A 21,216-nucleotide genomic window follows, 5' to 3' on the forward strand; every position below is an offset into this window, starting at 1 on the left:
ACATGAGCGCAGTAATGAAGCGGCTCTAAAGTAAAGAAAATAACTGGATATTGCTCATTTATAACTAGAGAAGATAATAATTGACGGTTATAGTAATTTTGCATATCCAAATAGGATGGTAACCACTTAGGGCCATACCTTGGATGATAAAGTACTGTCAACCACAACAACATTGGGTGGGGAGATGCCAGAAAAATCAATTTACTATAACGCTGTGATACTGAATGATTAGCGATCTCTTCTTGAGATAACATTACCCATAGGGTCGTAATATTTTTGGTTTGAGTTTCAATTAATTTAGGAAAAACTATTTCCTGAATTGGTTTACTCTGAGGCCAAACTAACTGACTACAAGCTTGTTCTACAGATAATCCCACTTCCGCAGCCATAGTCGGAGTACATGAAAAAGTACTACTGGTGGCATCTTCTTGATTATCAACATCTGTCAAGCCAATTTGCATCGGTGCTGGTGCTGGTACTGGTTGTTCTTCAGCAACCACACTATCTAATACACTAATAATTTCGGCAATATTTTGAGGACGTTCTTTGGCTGATTTTGCCAGACAAGCCATAATTACATCTTCAATTTGCTGAGGAACATTTAGCCCCAACTGCAAATCTGAAATTTTCCGTGGAGCTGTAAATTGATGAACCTTATACCATGCACCTAAAGATTCAGATGCAATCTGCCACGGTTTCTCGTTGGTGAGCATTTCAAACATGATCGCTCCCAAACTATAAATATCCGATCTACTATCTAATTCTCCACCATCTAGCTGTTCTGGAGAGCTGTAACATACAGTGCCATTAAAACCCAGACTGATGGAATATGTAATACTATGATTTAAGAATTTAGCAATACCAAAGTCTAAAATTTTAACCAGTTGACCCAACATCCCATTGGGAACTACTAATATATTTTCTGGTTTAATATCTCTATGAATAATAGGATATAAATGACCGTCAATAGTAATACCTTGGTGGGCACATTGCAAGCCCAAACATATTTGCTTAGTCAGAGAAATAAACATAGGCAAAGACATGGGCATTAAATCCCTTAAATTTTTGCCTGATAAATATTCCATCACATAAAAGGGTTTACCTGCTTCGCTGATCCCATAATCAGTTACTTTAACAATGTGCAGACTTTTTTGGCTGAGGGCAGCAGAAATCCGGGCTTCACGGGCAAAATACCGTTGTTGATATTGATCTGCAATAGTTTGAGACAGAAACTTAATAGCAACCGATACTCCTCCTAATAAAATATCATTGGCTAAAAAAACTTCACCCATTCCTCCTTTACCAATTAATTGATTCAATTCATATCTATTGGCTATCAATTGAGTATGGGAAGTATCAATATTATTTGGTAACTTTTTTGCATCTTTGTTCACCCTAATATCCTCATAAAAATACCTGATTATTTACAGATAGGCACTAGAAATAATTTAGTTCTAATTACATTTAGTTTTCATATTTTATTTATTTAAATTGTAAATAATCTAATATTCACAATATATTTTTTATCAATAAATTTGATAAGCTTTTCCCTTTATATTGATTAAGATCGCCAAAAAAAAATTAAACGTGTAAATTTAGATATCCAGTCTGGAAAATTTATATGTTTTCGTTGTTGCTTAGATTGAAGATTGTTAGCAAATCTTTTTCGTAATTGGTCGTATTGAAATTTCAAATTAGATTTTGATTGATGATTCGATATCGATGCACTATATGTATGTTTATTTTCTATATAGAATGCTAATTCTTTCCTTTGATTTGTAGTAAGAGATATATTTATTACATGAGAACATTTGCTTGGTTTTTCTAAAGAAAAAAGTAATAAATGGTAATAGCCAGTCTCAGCTAGTTTACTAATTATTTTATCTACTTTGTTACTGTTAGACTTTAAATCTAGATAATAGGAAAGACAACGATGAAATGTAGAACCTTCATTATAGACTATAATACCCCATAGAATCATAGGATATATATTTATATTGGAAATGAATTCAGTCAATGTATTCGCATTCAGAAAAGTGGAAATTTCTTCCTGGGGTAACATTGCCCAAAAAGTTGGAATTGAGCCTTTTTGAGTGTTTAAAATATGAGGAAAACCAATAGCTTTTAATGGCTTATTGCTTGGCCAATGTTGCTGCCAGCATTCTTTCTCAGTTAATACAGTGGTTGGTATTAATTGAACAGAATCAGACTGTTGAGTGGAAGCACTACCAGCAGATGGATTATTTATACCATGTTTTATTTCTTTTAAAGTATTTAAAATACTGGTAATATTTTGAGGGCGCTCATCTACTTCTTTCGATAAGCATTGCATAACTAATTGATTTAATTTTCTGGGAACTTCTAATTGAGGATTAATTTCTTCCAGATTAGGAGGGGTTTGAAAATGGTGTGCTTGATACCAATCTCCGAAGGACTGGGTTTTTGAGAAAAAAGGATGCTTACCAGTCAACATTTCAAACATGATTACACCCAAACTATAAATGTCAGAACGTCCATCTAATAATTTACGTCCTTCCATATGTTCGGGCGAACAGTAGGGTAGACTACCAACAAAAGATTCTGTTAATGTCATTCCAGCACGTTCTGTCATAAATTTGGCAATGGCAAAATCTAATATTTTGACTACAGAACCAAATTTTTCATCCTCAGAAAAAAATATATTTTCTGGTTTAATATCTCGGTGGATTACAGGTATAATTTTACCTTTGAGATTAACTCCTTCATGAGCACATTGTAAACCCAAACAAATTTGAATACATGGATCTAAAAACTGCTCTATTGTTAAAGGTTGAGTTTTAAGTATCTGTTTGAGATTTTTACCTTGAAGATATTCCATGACATAAAATGGAATACTTTCTTCAGTAATTCCATAGCCTAATACACGCACAATATGTTGACTTTTACGTCCTAATTGGGAACCAATAAAAATCTCCCTAGCAAAGCGTTGAGAAATTTGTTGATTTGCCAAACTCATATAGAGAACTTTTACTGCTACTGGCATACCGCCTTTAACCACATCCTCGGCAATATAAACCTTTCCCATTCCTCCTTTGCCAATTATATCTCTAATTAAGTAGCGGTTATTTAAAAAAGTTCCAATATAACTGTCTGATTCTATTCCTTGCATTACAGTTTCATGAATACTTGTCTTCAACATCTTTGTATGTGACTATTAGAAATGAATTTCTACTAATAATAGAAAAATATTTAATTTATATATTTAATTTGTGTATAGGGCTGATACCAGTAAGTCTGGTGATGATGATAAATTTTTAGTTTTTACAAAACAAATCTACGAAAGATCCAGATTTCTAAATTCATATGCGTAATTTATAATATATCTATGAAATTAATAGAAATATTTTTAGATAAAAAATAGTTTACAAACTCATGAAGCTTGTAAACATGGTGTAACATATTTCTTCAGATAGATGGATGAGAAATTACACGGAATTGGACAAAAATATTACTATTAATCTTGAAATGAATCAGTGTATATACTGACTAGTAATTAGTACCTAATTCTCTGGGAAATTAGTGATAAAACTGAGAAATTATCTTAAACGTAAGCGTCGTAATAATCTGATGAGAGGAGATTCTACCTTCAGTCGAAAGGCTAAAATTTGAGTTTTTTGCAGTGATTGGAAATTATTGTCGCTAATCAGGATTAATGAGCGATGCCCTCCAGGTAATTTAGGACCAAGGGTTAATCCTTCGATATTATCTAATAATACATCCAACTTTCTCAAGTCGAACAGTAGTTTTTTCCTTACAGGTTTGATGTTTTGGGATTTTGCTTGTAAAAGACTGTCCACTTGACTAATATCAGTAGCTCCTTCCAAAGAAACTTGGTAAAGACCAATGGAAAAGCCTAAGCCGGTGAGAGAACGCTCTATACTGAGGAAATTTCCCCTATCATCTACAGCTAATAAATCTGGTAGTCCACTGGCAAAGAAACGAGAGATATTGAAAAGTGGGGTTACAGGCTGAGTCTGATAAAGAAATTCTTTTTCTGGTTGTTTGGTGAGTAAATTGTATTGCAAAATGCGACAAGAAGTATTAATTTTAGGTTTTGCTTCTGTACCATCTTGAATTAGGGCATTTTCACTGGCTGTAAATAAATGCTGCTGATTAGAGGTAATGGTAAGACTTTCAAAAGCAAGATTATTACGAATGCCTTGTTTCCCATTATTAGTCGGTAAAAATTTTTTAGGGATGGGTAGAGAGTTCAATTCTTTCCCAGAAGCTAGGGAAAATTCTTTAATAAATGGTTTAATTGATTTTTCCACATCACCTTCAGAGGAAATATAGACAGTTCCATTATTGGTTAAGGCAATACCTTCTGCATCGATAGTACGATTCGGAAAACTTTTACCTTGTGAATTCAATAATGTGGTAACACCAACAGGTTTCACACCTTTGGGTTTGAGTACACCTTGACTCAGATCGATTTTAAGGCTATAGAAACGAGCTGGAGATTTTTGGCTACGGTCATCTGATATGGCGTAGTAGAGGTTCTTCTTGGCATCGTAAGTAATTCCTGATAATCCTCCTACTTCAGTTTTCTTAAAGGATAAGCCTGTAGGTAAATTTGCATGTCCAATAAAGTCGATGCCAGTTATTTCTGCTGCTGGAGCAGGCATATTAATGAATATAATGCTAATAACTAATATTGGAATAAAAAGGTAAATAATTTTTGGCAAAGACCAAATTTTTCTCATTAGTTTCATTACAATCTATGACTGTTTACTTGTTACTTATTACTCGCGCGTAGCGCTATGCCTGGGAATATAGCTATTAATGAGATTGTTTTTGGAAGAATTGGAATAGCCAATCTTTGACACTGAGGGTGGCTCGGCAATCATCTTCATTATAGAGTTGGATAATTTCTAATAATTCTCGATCGCCTGTTTTTAGCCACTCATCATACCAGTAAATACACTTAGCTCCACTAGCTTCTGGATTACGCCATTCAAATCCTAACCAACGAGCGATCGCTTTTAAGGCATAACTTTCCACTGGTAAGGCAACATTTTGGATCAAATGTTCATATATATCCACAAATCGGTTGAGTACTGGTGATACGGATGCTTTCGGGGTACGATAAAGTTTCCCCAATCGTTTGACCGTATCAAATTCGTAGACACAAAAATGGTAAATGGGTGCTTGGGGATATTGCCAGACTAAATCCAGAAATTGCTGCCAAACTAATTCTTCATCTTCTGGTTTTTCAGCTAAAAAAGAATAAAATTGTTCTGTATGATTTTGTTTATCAACAACCAAAACTCCCAACAAATAATTTAAATTCAAGTCTGGTTGTGCTTCAATATCAAAATATAGCTCAACGGCATGTTGAAATTCCATATTATGGATTTCAGGATTAAATGGTAAAAGTAAGGGACGATTTTCCAGTACAGATTGAGCCTGTAAGATTAATTTTGATGCTACTTGGTTATCAAAACCAACTAGGTTTTCCAATACAGCAGGACTTGTTTCAGCCAGGGATTCTGGGGTAGTAATATTTAATTCTTGGAGTTGAGTGTAGCGAACTGGTGTGACCCCAGGTAAAAGAGATAGGTGCTGATTCGATTTTGCGATCGCATAACAATCATGATGCCAATGACAAAGACTACAGCGTTGGCGAGAAATAAACATCTCTGGCGCTTCATCTTGCTTCAGACTATGAATAAATTCTTCTAAAATAATTTCCATCTGGGGAATCCATTTGCTTAAATCCACCAGATAGCTCCCATCTTTTCCCCGTAACATTAACCAAGCGCAATCAACTTCTGATTGTTGTATTTCTGCCAATACCTGAGCATGAAAAGCTATTACTACTTGATATTCTTGCTTGGGTCGCTTCCCTAATTCAATATTAGCTGGAGCATACTGCCAATCTCCAAACAAGGATTTTCCCTGCTGCTTGATTAATAAATGGGGACGACTCACCAAAGTGCATCCTGGAGCATAATTGGCAATCATCACACCTTGATAAATACTATCCACACCAAGCTGCATTAATTCTAAAGTTGCTTGATGGGCAAGATGCCATTCCCTGCGAGGATATTTTGGTTTTTTATAGTTAAACTGAGTCAATATCCTCTTTTGATGAATAATTTTATCTTGTTGTAACTTTTTGATTAAATCATTCCCAGTGTCTCGCCACCTTTTTTCACCGCGAATGTCTAAAAAAGGTCGGCGCTTACAGCGTTGGTATTGCAGTAGTAGTTCGGCACTAATAAACATTCTCTTAAGCTAACAGTAAAATGTGTCTTGTGGGGACAAATTCAGATAACTAAAGTCAAATATTTGGTTACATAAATCAAGGATATGCTACTAAATTTCATAAAAGTTGCTGAATATCTATCAACACCACACTCTATACACTATCTCCAACACCCTGCCCTGAACAGTTTCAATTCTGTGGGAGAGGGGAGTGTGGGGATATTTTTTTCCCTTGCTCCCTTATTCTCTGCTCCCCTGTCTGTTCCTAACCATACTCCCCTCTCTCACCTAATAATAAGGGACACGGTACCAGTCAGATAATTTTATATACCAAAAGAGTGTAGATGTTCCCTACGAAAAATGTATGTGTCGCAAACATTATTTGCATCGGTGCTCTAGCAAAAAGAACCCCAACTTTTTGGAAAAGTCAGGGTAAGCTTACCCATAAGGTTTTCAGTTCAACTTTATAGGTGAAAAATTGGGTTTGAGATAATTTGACACAACCTAAATTTTGTAAGATTTTTTGACTCTAAAAATTTATTATCGTAAGTAAACAACATTACGCCCTGTGGGTAGTTCACAATCTGATTTTTTGTAAAACTGGAAAATGTTAAACATAATCAAATACAGAATTATCTGTCAGAACTAGATCATCCACTGAAACTCCTTGGACAATCCCAATCAAGTCGTTGGTAGATCCTTGAAATATTCCTACCCCACTAGGTGATCCACTCACTGATCCCATAAAGTAGTCGGTAAAATTGCCAGAGAGTTGGATTTTATCCTGTTCATTGAAGTCAAAATCCTTAATTAAGGCATAATCTGCATTGCCATTGCCGATATAAAAAGCTTGGTTACTATCCCCCAGAGCAAAGGTATCAGCACCATCGCCACCTATAAGTTCATCTACTTCTCCGAAACCTCTAACAGTACCGAATAAAGTATCATCTCCCTTGCCACCTTTTAGTGTGTCGTTGCCGCCAAGAACCCCAGAATCCATGAATTGACCATCACCAAACAGGGTATCATTGCCGTCACCACCCTCAAGTGTATCATCTCCCCCTGTGGCGTTGCCCGTCATCGAGAAAGCATCGCCGATTAAGGTGTTGTTACCATTTCCTATAGCTGTGAGTGTGTCATTTCCACCTTTAGCCTCATTGGACATCTCATCTAGGGCATCGCCGATTAGTCGATTACCATCTCCTCTGGCTATGAGTGTGTCATTTCCACCTTTGGCGTTGTCCGTCATAAAGAAAGCATCGCCGGCTAGTTGATTATCATCTCCTATAGCTGTGAGTGTGTCATTTCCACCTTTGGCGTTGTCCGTAATCAAGAAAGCATCGCCAATTGGGGTGTTATTATCTCCTATAGCTGTGAGTGTGTCATTTCCTCCTTGAGAATGATTGAACATTGAACTTAAGGTATCGCCGCTTAGGTCATTATTATCTCCTATAGCTGTGAGTGTATCATTTCCTCCTTGAGGCTTATCTTTAGGCTTATCCTCCATATTAAGGGAATTATCCCCCATACCACGGAAAGCATCCCCAGCTAGCCCATTACCATCTCCTATAGCTGTGAGTGTGTCATCTCCTCCTTTAGCCTCATCGAACATACGACTAGCAGCATCACCAAAAAGACCATTAAAGTCTCCTCTGGCTATGAGTGTGTCATTTCCACCTGTAGCTTTGTCAGATAGATTACCGAAAGCATCCCCAGAAAACTGGCTACCATTTCCTCTGAGTGTGAGTATATCGTTGCCACCTTTACCCTCGCCAGAAATATCAGTAACAGCATCCCCTGTTAGAGCATTACCATCTCCTATAGCTATGAGTATGTCATTTCCACCTTCAGCCGTATCTATAATTTCTTGACCATCACCGGAGATGCGATTATCATTTCCTGCTATGTATACAAAGTCTTTGCCACCTTGTTGATTGTTATTTAAGACACCATCTGTATCTCCAAATACAGCTTCCTCATCGGTGGCAAGTAATATAATATCGTTACCAAATCCATTCATTCCAATTGTTGTTGCCATGATAAATATTCCTTAATCAATGGTTATATGTTTTCAAATCTACTTTTGTTTAGCGAATTTATACATCGCTAGATATCCCTAGTTTAAAAAAAATTTATTGTCTGAAATAGATGCTATATATACTTTGTAGAAAATAGTTTGGTGAAAAATTACTGTGACACTACTATTCTACGTAAATAGAATAATAACACAAATGATATTTATTACACAAGTCAAATACGAATAAACCCGAGTTCCGATTCTATACAAACTTCTCGCATTTGATGAATGGTAATCAAGTATAAGTAATATTATTTATAAGTATAAAAAACACTCTCGGTATCTCTAGAATTTGCCTTCACTTAAGCTTATTATTGTTAAGGCTTACCAGAAACTGAAAGCCCCCCTCTCTATACCGAGTACCCCATCAAGGGAACTATGCCTGGTTAATAATAACAAGAAAAAGTTATTTTCTCCCCACACTCCCCACACTCCCCACACTTCCCATTTGATGGGAGACTTATTTTATTCACATCAGGCGTGATTCAGAACTCCTATGACTCAATTACATGATTACCGTCAGCAGTTTCCAGCATTAGCAAATAAAAATTACTTTAATTATGGCGGTCAAGGACCAATGTCCCAGGTAGTAATGAATGCTATCGCTGAAACGCAAGCTTACATTCAAAAAATGGGTCCCTTTGGCTATGAAGTAAAAAATTGGCTTGAAACAGAGAAAGTAGCATTAAGATTAGCGATCGCATCGGAATTAAATGTTTCAGAAGATACTGTTACTATTACAGAAGATGTGACCGTTGGCTGTAATATCGCCATGTGGGGTCTTGATTGGCAAGCTGGCGACCATATGTTATTGTCAGATTGCGAACATTCTGGAGTTGTGGCGATCGCCCAGGAAATTAGCCATAGGTTTGGGGTGGAGGTGACCACTTTTCCCTTGATGTCATCTTTAAATGACAAAGACCCGGTGGCAGTAATTCGCGAATATTTGCGCCCCAAAACTCGCTTGGTAGTTTTAAGCCATGTGCTATGGAATACCGGACAGCTTTTACCCCTAGATAAGATTACGGAAGTATGCCATAGTAATCAATCTTTGTTGTTGGTGGATGCTGCCCAATCTGTGGGAATGTTGCCTTTGGATTTGCAGGCATCTGGGGTTGATTTTTATGCCTTTACAGGGCACAAGTGGCTATGTGGTCCCGAAGGTGTGGGGGGATTATATGTAAAAAAAGAGACTAAAGATAATCTCAGACCTACTTTTATTGGTTGGCGTAGCATAATTACAGATAGCCAAGACAAACCTATAGGTTGGCATCCTGATGGACAACGTTATGAGGTAGCGACATCTAACTATCCTCTATATTCAGGATTGAAGAAAGCGATCGCTTTTCATCAAGAATGGGGGACAGCAGAAGAACGCTATCAGCAAATTTGCATCAATGCTGAGTACCTTTGGCGACGATTGTCAGGATTACCAGATGTAAAGTGCTTGCGGACTAAACCCCCAGAAAGTGGTTTGGTATCCTTCCAAGTTGGGGATAATAAGCCTCAAACTGTGGTTCGACTAGTCGAGTTTTTAGAGTCTCAAGGCTCATTTGTCCGTGTGATTGTTAACCCCTGCTGTGTTCGTCCTTGTGTACACTACTTTACTTCAGAATCGGAAATGGATCGGCTGGTAGAATTAATCAAGGAATGGAGTATGGAGTGAAGCACCTGAAAATATTGATCAAACCTTAGAGGAAGTTAGGGATAGAAGGATCTTTCACAAGAGCAGGTTTTTCACAATAGGTATCTCCGAAAAAGGATATAAAAGCCTTTTAGAACTAGGGTTAATATCTCATTTCCGGAGATATCTAATTAGATATTAGCTCAGAGGGTGACAAGAAGCTTGAAATGGAGATAGGGTTTGGGTTTGGGTGTTAGGTGATGAAGAAATACCATCTGTGAATATTACAATCTCTTCCCTATTCCTCAATCCCTAACACTTATTTTGCCTCAGATGTAATCTAACACTCAAAGGGTAATTAAAACTTATTTCTCCCTAATCCCTGACCGAAAAAGAAAAGGATACAAGCCTCCAAATTTATTTGTGGAAAAATTAGAAATAATTGTGCCGCGATGCATAAGTACTCTTTCTCAATAATTCCTTTCTTGATGCAGTCGCTCATGGGGAAACCAACGCCAGTCGTCTGCGACGGGAACCCTGTCTACAACGCTGGCTCCCCAAGACCCCACTGCATAACTATTTCAAGCCCTCCGCAGTCGCTCATGGGAGAGACCCCCAAGACTGCGCTGCTCTCTACATTCATGTATGGGGTTTCTCCCCTGCTCCCTGCTCCCCTGCTTCTTCCTGACTACTCTTTCTTCATCAATCCAACCATTAAAGGCAGCAGCTTTAATCATGGAATACTGACGTTCCTTTACACTTATAACTGCAATACAATGGAGCAATTTTTTTATTGTACAGGTTGCCTATACTCCATAAAATAGATAGGAAAAAATAATTGCTCACTGCTATAATTAGGTAAAATGAATACGACCTCATTCATCGTTTATTGTGACTATTTATTGATAATTGTTATTATGGGCATTGTGAATACAGCATCAAATATGATTTATTAATTTTTCGAGATTAAATTTATTGTTTATTGCGGATTCAATTGTATATAAACCTAATTTGATTTGATAAATGTAGTTTGATTAGATAACTTTAAAATTACTTACTGACATAGCCATGACCTATGTAAATCCTTATCAGCAAAAGGTTTAATAAAATAAGCCTACTAATTTAAGCAGACTCACAGGTGATATCATTGATATTTCATTTTTATTTTTGGTCTAGTCATATAGCTTCATCTACTAAGATTAACTTGTTGAAGTTAATTGCAGAATGAGAGATTATGTAGTAACTCAAAACAAAAGACAAACTATTGACTCCAAAACTATCATGCATGGGATTAGCCAGCTATTTTTTATTTCATGGCATAAATTAATCCACATAGTCTACCAGTTACAATAGTCGAAAAATAAAGGGGTAACGGAAAGATTTTTCTGCTTTTGTCAAGACATAGAATAATGCCCAAATAGTTAATCCCCAATGGAGTAAAAATCCTAACCATGCCAAAGGGAATAGTAAACCCAAAGTTACCCAAATTAAAGCTGTAATCATTACTCCATAAAACCAAACATTCAAGTGGAAATTTATCGCTTCTTTGGCATTAGATTTGACCACAGAATCATTAATTATGAAGAGAATAGCCAGTGGCAAAACAACGGATACAAAACTAGTGCTAAAAAATACAGAACCATGACACAGTGCTGATAAAAGCTTTCGCTCTTCAGTATCGTACATTGTTCAATTTCCTCTTATCAATTTATTGATTATATTACGAACTGTTCATGAGCATCCTTGCTTTATTGCATTAATATTAAAAGACTGCCTAAAACAAGAATAAACTAAGCTAACTTTCAGAAAGGAACAAATAAACTTGATTATGTCAACTGAACTTCAGACAGAAATACATCAAGCAGTTGAACATCGGCGTAATTTTGCCATTATTTCCCACCCAGACGCAGGTAAAACGACGCTCACAGAAAAACTTTTATTATATGGAGGTGCTATTCATGAGGCTGGTTCGGTAAAAGCAAGACGGGCACAGCGCAAGGCGACTTCTGACTGGATGGCAATGGAACAGCAACGGGGCATTTCTATTACTTCCACCGTATTGCAATTTGTATACCAAAACTGTCAAATTAATTTGTTAGATACCCCCGGACACCAAGACTTTAGTGAAGATACCTATCGGACTTTGGCGGCGGCTGATAATGCGGTGATGCTAATTGATGCGGCTAAAGGTTTGGAACCCCAGACAAGAAAGTTGTTTGAGGTTTGCAAGTTACGAGGTATTCCCATTTTCACCTTTGTGAATAAACTTGATCGCCCCGGTAGAGAACCCCTAGAATTATTAGATGAAATCGAGCAAGAATTAGGTTTAAAGACCTATGCTGTCAATTGGCCCATTGGTATGGGCGATCGCTTTAAAGGTATATATGATCGCCATCAAGAAAAGATTCACCTGTTTGAACGCAGCGCCCACGGTAGCCGGGAAGCATTAGATACAATAGTTGATTTGGGCGATGCCAAAATTGAGGAGCTATTAGAACAAGACCTTTATTATCAACTCAAAAATGAGATTGAACTTTTAGAAGGGGTAGGGGAAGAGTTCGATTTATCCTTAATTCATCAAGGGAAAATGACCCCGGTATTTTTTGGTAGTGCCATGACCAACTTTGGGGTAGAGTTGTTTTTGCAGAACTTTTTGGAGTATGCCCTCAAACCAGGAGTTCGCAATAGTACCATGGGAGAAATTCCTCCCACTTATCCAGAGTTTTCGGGGTTTGTGTTTAAACTGCAAGCAAACATGGATCCGAAACACCGCGATCGCGTAGCATTTATTCGTGTTTGTACGGGTAAGTTTGAAAAAGATATGACAGTGAATCATGCCCGGACTGGTAAAAATATTCGCCTGTCCCGTCCTCAAAAACTTTTCGCCCAAGAACGAGCTTCCATTGATACAGCCTATCCTGGGGATGTAATTGGTTTAAATAACCCTGGTGTCTTTGCCATTGGTGATACTATTTACACTGGGAAAAAATTGGAATATGAGGGAATTCCCTACTTTTCCCCCGAACTATTTGCCATGCTCAGAAACCCCAACCCCTCCAAATTCAAACAATTCCAAAAAGGTGTATCAGAATTGCGGGAAGAAGGGGCAGTACAAATTATGTACTCAGTGGATGAAGCCAAACGGGATCCCATTTTGGCCGCTGTTGGTCAACTACAATTAGAGGTGGTACAGTTCCGCTTACAAAATGAGTATGGAATAGAAACAATATTAGATGTATTGCCCTACAGTGTTGCCCGTTGGGTTGATGGTGGTTGGGAAGCCTTGGAAAAAGTGGGGCGTATTTTCAATACTACTACCGTTAAAGACAGTATGGAGCGACCTGTGTTACTATTCCGCAATGAATGGAATTGCCAACAATTGCAAGCAGATCATCCAGATTTGAAATTAAGTGCCATTGCTCCAGTGGTTTCTGGAAAACAACCAACCTCATAATGAGTTAAGGAGGGATGGAGGGATGGAGGGATGGAAGAAATAAATAATCTCAAATTCAATACCAAGAGAGAAAAATGATTGCGACAGATGGAAAAAAAGAAAAGCTTATGTAGCAACTCTTTTACAATCCAAAATCTAAAATCTAAAATCTAAAATGGTATTATCTGTTTTTCAAAATCCCAAATTGTTTGGCAAACCTTTATCCCAATTTGGGTAAATTAAACACAAATACCAATGTCAGAAGCTATATGTCTTCACATCCCCAATCCTCTCTGGAGGCTGGATTAGCTGCTCTCAATCAAGGAGATTATCAAGGTGCGATCGCAACTTTAGAAGCAGTTGTTGCCAAAACAGAAGTCAGTCCCACTCATTTGCAAGCTCAAATAGGATTAGTTATTGCTTATACCCGGAGTGGTAATATTCCTCTGGCAATTTCTTTGTGCGAAACTTTAGCTCAAAGCGATAATTCACAAGTCCAACAGTGGGCAAAAAATACCCTAAGTCAGTTGAGCATTAGTCACCCAACAGAAGTTGCTCCTCCCCTCGGGGATACGGGATTTGTTCCCTTTGATAACTCATCATCCTCCCCACCAAAGGCAATACTACCAGCAGCACTACCACCAGTATTACCACCATCTGAAAATCCTTCTGTTCCGCCTCCAGAATCAGTCATCAAGCTACCACTCCCACCACCACCACCTCCTCCTCCGAATATAAATATAGGAGTTGGTAATGTGGGTAAAGGGAAACCCGAAAAACCTGTCAACAAGTTTTCACCTACAAACCGTCAAACCACAACAGTTAAAACAGTTAAGTGGCGAAAAGCAGGTAGGGCGAAAGTTTGGCAGCCTCTAAATCCCATTAATTTGATTCCCTTGCGACTGCTGACGTTCGCAACATTTTTAGTTTTGTTTTGGATTCTCCGAGAACTCATCAAATGGTTCATGGGGACAACTAACGATATTTTATTCAAATTACCTGTTTTACAACCCTTACAAATTTTATATAGTGACCCCAGTAATTTATTACTACTATTACTAGTAATTACCCTAGGAATTTCACCGTGGGGTTTAGATTGGTTATTGAAACAATGGTATGGTCAAAAGCCTTTAGATAAAGATATTCTTAATCGATACAGTCATGAAGCAATCCGAGTTATACATCGCTTTTCTCAGCAACGAAGATGGAATTTTCCCCAGTTAAAAATTTTACCTATAACTGCACCCATAGCCTTTTCCTACGGGAATTTACCTCGCACTGCTCGCATTGTAGTTAGTCAAGGTTTATTAGAACAACTGGAAATTGAGGAAATTGCCGCTATTTATGCCAGCGAATTAGGACATATTTGTCACTGGGATGTTGCAGTTATATCTTTAGTTATGTTGGTTACCATACCAGTTCACAAGTTATACCAAAAAGTATCTATTTGGGGAGATAAAATTTCCTTATCTTGGGTAAGAAAAGTGGTAAGTGTTTGCAGTAGTCTGGTGTATGGGGTGTGGTATGTAATCAGCAGCACTGCTTTATTATTATCCCAACTCCGACTTTACCATAGCGATCGCGTGGCTTGTGATACTACTGGTAATCCCAATGCTTTGACAAGAGCCTTATTGAAGATTGCAATGGGGATAGCCAAGGATATTGAAAAACAGGCACATACTAGTTGGCAATTAGAAAGCTTGAATTTACTTATCCCTGTTAGCTACCACCAAAGCATTAGTTTAGGTAGTATAGCTCCTCAAGTTTCCTTTGAATCTTTTTTGATGTGGGATTATCTCAATCCCTATAGACGATGGTTTACTATGAATAATAGCCATCCTTTAATGGGCGATCGCATCCAAAATTTATGTCAAATAGCTCATCATTGGCATATTCCCACCGAAATTAATATTGAAGCCCGAAAATCTTTGCAATTAAAACCCCAATCTTTTTTCTTACATATTTCTCCTTGGCTGGGAATCCCCATAGGCATTATTTTTGCTGGTTTGATTGGATTAACTTGGCAAATTGCCTATGCTATTAACTGGTTAAATCTCAAGTGGATATATGATGACTGGACTTTTGTCTGGGGTTGTATGCTAATAGGTCTGAGTATTGGTATTCTGGTGAGAATAAATTTTTTCTTCCCTGACATTAAGCCTAGTAATATCCAAACCGAAGAACACTTACTCAGTTTCCTCAGTAACCCCACTGCTTTACCAATTGATAGTATTCGTGTTGAGTTAGTTGGTACACTTTTAGGTCGTCAAGGAATAAGTAATTCCCTAGGACAAGACCTGATTTTACGTTCCTCCATGGGCTTAGTAAAATTACACCATATTCCCTGGTGGGGTACAAGCGCTAACCCTCAAGATTGGATTGGACGACAAGTTATTCTCACGGGTTGGGTAAGACGTGGTGCGACTCCGTGGATTGATATTCATACCTTAAAAACCCAAAGTGGTAAAACTATTAATAGCCCTCATCCAATTTTTTCCATAGTGGTAGCAGTCGCTGCAACTGCTTGGGGTGCATATCTGCTACTAATTGGTTAATAACAATAGGTTGCAGATTTTCAATCAGGGAAATGTGAACACCAATCATCCAATTTGACACTCTCCGCGCTAATAGCCCAAGTGCAATATATCAGTTATGTTACAGCAGGTTGCAGGTATAGCGCTACGCGCAAGTAACAAGTATTCGCGTAAAAATAAATTGAAAAAGTAACCGTTATGAACTGCGTACACCAAGACGCACGAAAATCTCTTTTCCCTAAAACTTAACCCCTATTTTCAAGCTAGTGTGGGCATCTTATAGCAATTCTTCAAAATAAAACTACACATGGACAACAGGGAGCAGGGAGCAGGTAAGCCACTGCGTTGCGCGGTAAACCATTGCGGTGGACGGGTTTCCCGGCATAAAGGAGGCAGTGCGTTGGGCGGGTTCCCCGACTTGTAGCAACTGCCGTCAACTGCCGTCAAGTGGCGCAACCCTTAGGGGTTAAGCGTGTTGTAGCAAGTGGCACAATCCGAAGGGGAGCAGGGGGATAATTATCTGTAGCCAGGATTTAGAGAAATGGTATTACCCACGTTTGGGAAATATCAAGCCAGACCCTTGCACTACTTATTTTTCCATGATTCCAAGTTTACTGCTCATAGGTTTGGATCTTCAACAATGTCTTAACGTATATGCGTAGTGCTATCTTTCCAAAAGAGCAGTACTGGCAAGATAATGACAATTATTATCTATTAGCTAGAGAGGGCGAAAGAAACTTAAGGAAATCTATCTAATCACTTAAACCCTATTATCATAAGGTTTTCTTAACTCCTATTCTTCTATAGTAATTATAAAGATTCTCAATTAGTTGATTTTTTTCCGAAGTTCTATTACAGTTTGACCAGAGACGAAGATATATCCTGTTCAAGGGTCGAAAGCATCAAAATAGTGAAGAGTAAATTATGTCAGAGTAACAAGTAACATCAACTCGATAGAGTAAGAATAAAAAACAACTTAACTAAAACCATTCACACTGAAGAGTTGAGTTATCAATTAACCTTAGTACATAAGTCTTGCAATAGCATTAGCGTTTGATTGCCTCATACAAATAAAGTATATTTATTTACATAAGATAAATCTTGTGCTGTGTTCCCATAAAATTTGTATATATATTTTTTGTACATATAAATAAATACAAGTTCCGGAAATATACATTCTGTTTATGAATCTCTTAGTTAATAAAAGAAAATTTGAAAATTATTTTTGGATCGGATTTATGTTCAATCAAAGTAAATTTTAATACATTATGCTAGGAGTAGTTTGTGTCGCCAATAGCATTGCTATGGCATATTACAAGGTTAATTTAGAGAATAACAGTAGCAAATTATTATCGTCTATTTTGTCCATCAAATTCATTAGTGAACTAAGTTGCAATGAACACGTTTTTTTGTTCCGACAACTCCCGTCAATTAGGAGAAGAAATTATTGGCACTGCTAATAACTATGAAACTTATATTTTGATAGAATGTCCAACTCCCTGGCATAATAAAGCATTTTATTCTCGATGGGTGCCAGAGAATCTACAAAAATTAGTCGCGGAAATCAAAAGTCAAAAATTACCGATATCATTTTTGTTGATTGCCAATGAACTGTCCCATAAAAAGAAGGAAACAACTTTATTAATTTATCAGAAAAAAATAGGAATTAGTAATGGCTATCGCCAGCAAGAATTTCGGCTAGAAAATATTGAAAAAGTAGCAACAACAATAAAAAAATGGTTATGGCGTAGACATCATGATTGCGAGCTAGAAATACCGAAAAAGAGAGATATTCTAGTATGTACTCATGGCAGTCACGATAAGTGTTGTGCTAGATATGGTAATCCTTTCTACTTCCATACTCAAGCTGCAATTGCGGATTTAGGATTGGATAATATTCGTATTTGGCGTTCTAGTCATTTTGGTGGGCATCGTTTTGCACCTACAATGATAGATATGCCAGAAGGGAGATACTACGGAAACCTTTCTAGGGAACTGTGTCAATCAATTTTGACTCGCACAGGGGATATTAAAAGCTTGCGCCAAGTTTATCGTGGTTGGGGAATTTTACCAAAACCACTGCAAGTTTTAGAGCTAGAATTACTGCTTAAGTATGGTTGGAAGTGGTTTAATAACAAAGTTGCTGCCAAAATCATTGACCAAAGTACAGACAATAGTACTGTGGAAGTTGAGTTAATTGTGGAAGAGCCCTATGGGTATGTCTATAATTACCTGGCAAAGTTGGTTAAAAATGAGGCTAAAACTGTAAGTGTGAAAAGTTCTTGTAATGCTACACAAGAATCTATTTTTGTGAAATATGCCTTGGATAACTTATGGCTGACATCTCAATCGGCTATCAATTATACTGCTTAGGGACTTCCAAATAAAAAATAATCAATCAATTGGAATGCAGAGGAGCAGGGAGCAGGTAAGCCACTGCTTTGCGCGGGTTAAGCGTGTTGTAGAAAGTAGCGCAACCTGAAGGGGAGCAGGGGGAGTGAAGCAAGTAGTTCAAGTCCAGAAATTGGGTAATTTATTTTTTGGTGTTCCTTTAACTGACAGTAAATAGGTGATGTTTCATCTGTAGTGTTTTCTGCTCTCTAGGAAGTATGCTATGGCTTGAGGTTTATGGAAAGAAAACACTACAATAAGCTTCGTAATACTCGGGAGAAATGTTATGGAAGCGACGAAGGTGTTTCCTTCTAAGTCCTCCAAAAAACTAGAAGAAAGACTGCGTAGTTTGGTAGGCAAGGCAATCCGCGATTACAATATGGTTGAAGATAGCGATCGCATTATGGTTTGTCTTTCTGGGGGTAAAGACTCCTATACCATGCTCGATATATTATTAAGCTTACAACGTCGCGCTCCCATCAAGTTTGAAATCTTAGCAGTTAATTTAGACCAAAAACAGCCAGATTTCCCTGAACAAGTACTACCCGAATATTTAAAGTCCTTGGGAGTGGATTACTTGATAGTAGAGGAAGATACTTACAGCATTGTTAAAAATGTAATTCCGGAAGGGAAAACCATGTGTGGTTTATGCTCCCGTTTGCGTCGTGGTATTCTCTATCGGGTGGCGAAAGAAGCAGGTGCGACTAAAATAGCTTTGGGTCATCATCGTGATGATATAGTAGAAACCCTATTCTTAAATATGTTTCATGGTGGTAGACTCAAAGCCATGCCTCCAAAGTTATTGAATGATGATGGACAGCATATAGTAATTCGACCCTTGGCTTACTGTCCTGAAGATGACATTCAACGGTATGCAGATATCAAAAAATTTCCCATTATTCCTTGTAATCTTTGTGGCTCCCAGGAGAATTTACAAAGAGCCCAGATAAAGCAAATGCTACGAACTTGGGAACAAGAATCTCCTGGTAGGATTGATAGTTTATTTCGTAGTCTGCAAAATGTTAGTCCTTCACACCTTGCAGATAACCAGTTATTTGATTTTGCTAACTTGGGGAATAATGGGGATAAGGAGATAAGCTGATTTCTGAAAATAATTTCAACTGTGACAAAGGCGCAAGCATTGCGCCCCTAAAATAAATCCGTAGTGGGAGTGATATTACTCCTGAGTAGCATACTCTTGTAAAACTTCCAAGGGAACATATTCTAAAGCCACTTCATGGGTTGCAGACAAAACTACAGGTGGAGCCATACCATTTTCCCATGCTTCCTGCCATCTAGAAGCACACAAACACCATTTATCCCCTGGTTTTAAGCCTGGAAAGTCAAACATTGGTACTGGAGTACTTAAATCATTCCCTTGGGACTTTGTATACATCAAAAACTCTTCCGTAACTTGAGCACAAATGACGTGAGTACCAGTATCTTGAAATCCTGTTTCGCAGCAGCCATTACGGTAAAAACCTGTCATCGGTGAGGTACAGCAAACTTCTAACTTGCTTCCCAGAACATTTTTTGCATCTGTACTCATGATTTTTGATCCTTGAGGAGTTGATTCTAGATTGCGATCGCATTTTATAATTAACCTAGGGGTATTTGCACGATTTGCTAATTTTCTTTGTCAACTCTCAACTTTCTTTAGTAGTTTAACCGCACCAGTAACTACTAAATAATGATATTAACCGAAATACTGTAAATTTCTTTTGTAGTTTCATAGTAAAACTAGTCAATTGTGCAAAATGACTATTTTGTATAGCTGTCTAAATCCAGAGAAAAGTTAACTGATTGCATCATTAAAGATATGTTGATGACTATGAAATCAATTACACCTATTGCCACCAGACAAAAAGGATTACGTAAATATAATATTGCGACTAAAGCAATACCTGTATTGCTAGGTTTACTATTAATAACTACCACAGCCTGTGATCGGAAAAATTCTCAAGTTCAGAAATTGGAATCTGAAAAAAATGTGACTGAGTTAATATCTCTATTACAAAAGCAAGATTCTTTATCTTCCCAAGCGGCTGAAGCACTGGGTAATATAGGAGAAAAACAAGCTGTCCAACCATTAATTACATCTCTCAATGATCAGGATAAAAATGTTCGCGAGAATGCTGCGATCGCCTTAGGTAAAATAAAAGATACTAGTGCAGTTCAACCCTTACTTAAAACTTTAAAAGATAAAGTTCCCAAAGTTAGAAATGCAGCTCAAACAGCCTTAGCACAAATTGCTCAAACCGATGCCAAAGTCCTGCAATCTTTAATGCCGGAATTGAAAAAAATCAATCTTCCTTTGAGAGGAGTATTTACCAAAATTGGCACTCCTGCGGTTGCTCCATTAATTAAAGGACTCAAAGATAGTAATCCAGTGATGCGGTTAAATGCGGCTGCTGCTTTAGGAACAATTGGTGATAGCAAAGCCATTGAACCACTCAAACAAAATTTAACTGACTGGTATTCTAATAAATTTGTCGGACAAGCTTTAACAAAATTGAACTGGGAGCCAGAGTCAGATATAGATAAAATTCATTTCTTAGTTTCCCAAAGAAAAGGTGAAGAATTAAGACAAGATTGGGACACAACAAAAAAAATCTTAATCCAAGATATTCAATCAAAAAATTACCGCAAAATTCAAAATAGCCTCTATGCCTTTATTAACCTTGGTGATAAAGAAGTGATTAATGATTTAGTAAAAATTCTCAATACCAAGGGCAATAAAAATATGGCATTGGCTTATCTCAATAGTCGTGAAAATAGATTAGAAAATGCAGCTAGACAATGGGCTAAACAACGTGGTTTTAAAATCATCAAAGCAAAGAAAAACCAAAATGTGCAACCAGTAAAATGGGGATCTTGGTAAAGTAATAAGTAACAAGTAATAAGTAATAAG

The 21,216-nt window shown here is 37.4% G+C and carries 13 protein-coding genes; 6 read left to right on the top strand and 7 right to left on the bottom strand.

Features of this window, described 5'->3' with window-relative positions:
- The 5 genes from CALSC_RS09155 to CALSC_RS09175 all read right to left on the bottom strand — a co-directional run.
- A partial coding sequence (locus CALSC_RS09155; RefSeq protein ID WP_235006736.1) for a serine/threonine protein kinase occupies window positions 1-1,394 on the bottom strand: 1,394 nt, incomplete at its 3' end.
- A gap of 167 nt (window positions 1,395-1,561) precedes the next feature.
- On the bottom strand, window positions 1,562-3,178 hold the full coding sequence (locus CALSC_RS09160) for a serine/threonine protein kinase (RefSeq protein ID WP_088241052.1): 1,617 nt from the start codon (window positions 3,176-3,178) through the stop codon (window positions 1,562-1,564).
- Between the two features lie 397 nt (window positions 3,179-3,575).
- Window positions 3,576-4,751 (bottom strand): esterase-like activity of phytase family protein, encoded by a 1,176-nt coding sequence (locus tag CALSC_RS09165; RefSeq protein WP_088241053.1) that lies wholly within the window; start codon window positions 4,749-4,751, stop codon window positions 3,576-3,578.
- 67 nt (window positions 4,752-4,818) lie between these two features.
- Window positions 4,819-6,267 carry a TM0106 family RecB-like putative nuclease gene (locus tag CALSC_RS09170; protein ID WP_088241054.1) on the bottom strand — a complete coding sequence of 483 codons (1,449 nt, stop codon included), beginning with the start codon at window positions 6,265-6,267 and terminating at the stop codon, window positions 4,819-4,821.
- Between the two features lie 589 nt (window positions 6,268-6,856).
- The gene (locus tag CALSC_RS09175; protein WP_088241055.1) at window positions 6,857-8,284 is read right to left on the bottom strand and encodes a calcium-binding protein; all 1,428 of its coding nucleotides are present in this window, start codon (window positions 8,282-8,284) and stop codon (window positions 6,857-6,859) included.
- A 535-nt stretch (window positions 8,285-8,819) separates the two neighbouring features.
- Between CALSC_RS09175 and CALSC_RS09180 the strand changes: the two genes are divergently transcribed.
- The gene (locus CALSC_RS09180; RefSeq protein ID WP_088241056.1) at window positions 8,820-9,989 is read left to right on the top strand and encodes an aminotransferase class V-fold PLP-dependent enzyme; all 1,170 of its coding nucleotides are present in this window, start codon (window positions 8,820-8,822) and stop codon (window positions 9,987-9,989) included.
- Between the two features lie 1,302 nt (window positions 9,990-11,291).
- Here the strand turns inward: CALSC_RS09180 and CALSC_RS09185 are convergent.
- Window positions 11,292-11,633 carry a DUF4870 domain-containing protein gene (locus CALSC_RS09185; RefSeq protein ID WP_088241057.1) on the bottom strand — a complete coding sequence of 114 codons (342 nt, stop codon included), beginning with the start codon at window positions 11,631-11,633 and terminating at the stop codon, window positions 11,292-11,294.
- A gap of 142 nt (window positions 11,634-11,775) precedes the next feature.
- Between CALSC_RS09185 and prfC the strand changes: the two genes are divergently transcribed.
- The 4 genes from prfC to ttcA all read left to right on the top strand — a co-directional run bounded on the left by prfC (window position 11,776) and on the right by ttcA (window position 19,407).
- A complete protein-coding gene (gene prfC, locus CALSC_RS09190; protein WP_088241058.1) occupies window positions 11,776-13,401 on the top strand; it encodes a peptide chain release factor 3 in 1,626 nt (541 codons plus the stop codon).
- A 248-nt stretch (window positions 13,402-13,649) separates the two neighbouring features.
- A complete protein-coding gene (locus CALSC_RS09195; protein WP_088241059.1) occupies window positions 13,650-15,935 on the top strand; it encodes a M48 family metalloprotease in 2,286 nt (761 codons plus the stop codon).
- A 1,374-nt stretch (window positions 15,936-17,309) separates the two neighbouring features.
- Window positions 17,310-18,287, top strand: coding sequence for a sucrase ferredoxin (locus CALSC_RS09200; protein WP_088241060.1), 978 nt, complete (start codon window positions 17,310-17,312; stop codon window positions 18,285-18,287).
- Between the two features lie 304 nt (window positions 18,288-18,591).
- The gene (gene ttcA / locus CALSC_RS09205) at window positions 18,592-19,407 is read left to right on the top strand and encodes a tRNA 2-thiocytidine(32) synthetase TtcA (protein ID WP_088241061.1); all 816 of its coding nucleotides are present in this window, start codon (window positions 18,592-18,594) and stop codon (window positions 19,405-19,407) included.
- Window positions 19,408-19,482: 75 nt separating this feature from the next.
- On the opposite strand, the gene CALSC_RS09210 is transcribed toward ttcA, so the two are convergent.
- Window positions 19,483-19,854 carry a DUF2237 family protein gene (locus CALSC_RS09210; protein ID WP_088241062.1) on the bottom strand — a complete coding sequence of 124 codons (372 nt, stop codon included), beginning with the start codon at window positions 19,852-19,854 and terminating at the stop codon, window positions 19,483-19,485.
- A gap of 276 nt (window positions 19,855-20,130) precedes the next feature.
- On the opposite strand from CALSC_RS09210, the gene CALSC_RS09215 reads away from it, so the two are divergent.
- On the top strand, window positions 20,131-21,186 hold the full coding sequence (locus CALSC_RS09215; protein ID WP_159460590.1) for a HEAT repeat domain-containing protein: 1,056 nt from the start codon (window positions 20,131-20,133) through the stop codon (window positions 21,184-21,186).
- Window positions 21,187-21,216: the final 30 nt, after the last annotated feature.

This window comes from Calothrix rhizosoleniae SC01 (genome assembly GCF_900185595.1).
Classification (GTDB): domain Bacteria; phylum Cyanobacteriota; class Cyanobacteriia; order Cyanobacteriales; family Nostocaceae; genus Calothrix_A; species Calothrix_A rhizosoleniae.

Bases quoted from the DNA above. Each gene is read 5' to 3' on its own strand.
- ttcA (WP_088241061.1), top strand. From the start codon at position 18,592: ATGGAAGCGACGAAGGTGTTTCCTTCTAAGTCCTCCAAAAAACTAGAA.
- prfC (WP_088241058.1), top strand. From the start codon at position 11,776: ATGTCAACTGAACTTCAGACAGAAATACATCAAGCAGTTGAACATCGG.
- CALSC_RS09165 (WP_088241053.1), bottom strand. From the start codon at position 4,751: ATGAAACTAATGAGAAAAATTTGGTCTTTGCCAAAAATTATTTACCTT.
- CALSC_RS09195 (WP_088241059.1), top strand. From the start codon at position 13,650: ATGTCTTCACATCCCCAATCCTCTCTGGAGGCTGGATTAGCTGCTCTC.
- CALSC_RS09185 (WP_088241057.1), bottom strand. From the start codon at position 11,633: ATGTACGATACTGAAGAGCGAAAGCTTTTATCAGCACTGTGTCATGGT.
- CALSC_RS09160 (WP_088241052.1), bottom strand. From the start codon at position 3,178: ATGTTGAAGACAAGTATTCATGAAACTGTAATGCAAGGAATAGAATCA.
- CALSC_RS09200 (WP_088241060.1), top strand. From the start codon at position 17,310: ATGAACACGTTTTTTTGTTCCGACAACTCCCGTCAATTAGGAGAAGAA.
- CALSC_RS09210 (WP_088241062.1), bottom strand. From the start codon at position 19,854: ATGAGTACAGATGCAAAAAATGTTCTGGGAAGCAAGTTAGAAGTTTGC.
- CALSC_RS09170 (WP_088241054.1), bottom strand. From the start codon at position 6,267: ATGTTTATTAGTGCCGAACTACTACTGCAATACCAACGCTGTAAGCGC.
- CALSC_RS09180 (WP_088241056.1), top strand. From the start codon at position 8,820: ATGACTCAATTACATGATTACCGTCAGCAGTTTCCAGCATTAGCAAAT.
- CALSC_RS09215 (WP_159460590.1), top strand. From the start codon at position 20,131: ATGACTATGAAATCAATTACACCTATTGCCACCAGACAAAAAGGATTA.
- CALSC_RS09175 (WP_088241055.1), bottom strand. From the start codon at position 8,284: ATGGCAACAACAATTGGAATGAATGGATTTGGTAACGATATTATATTA.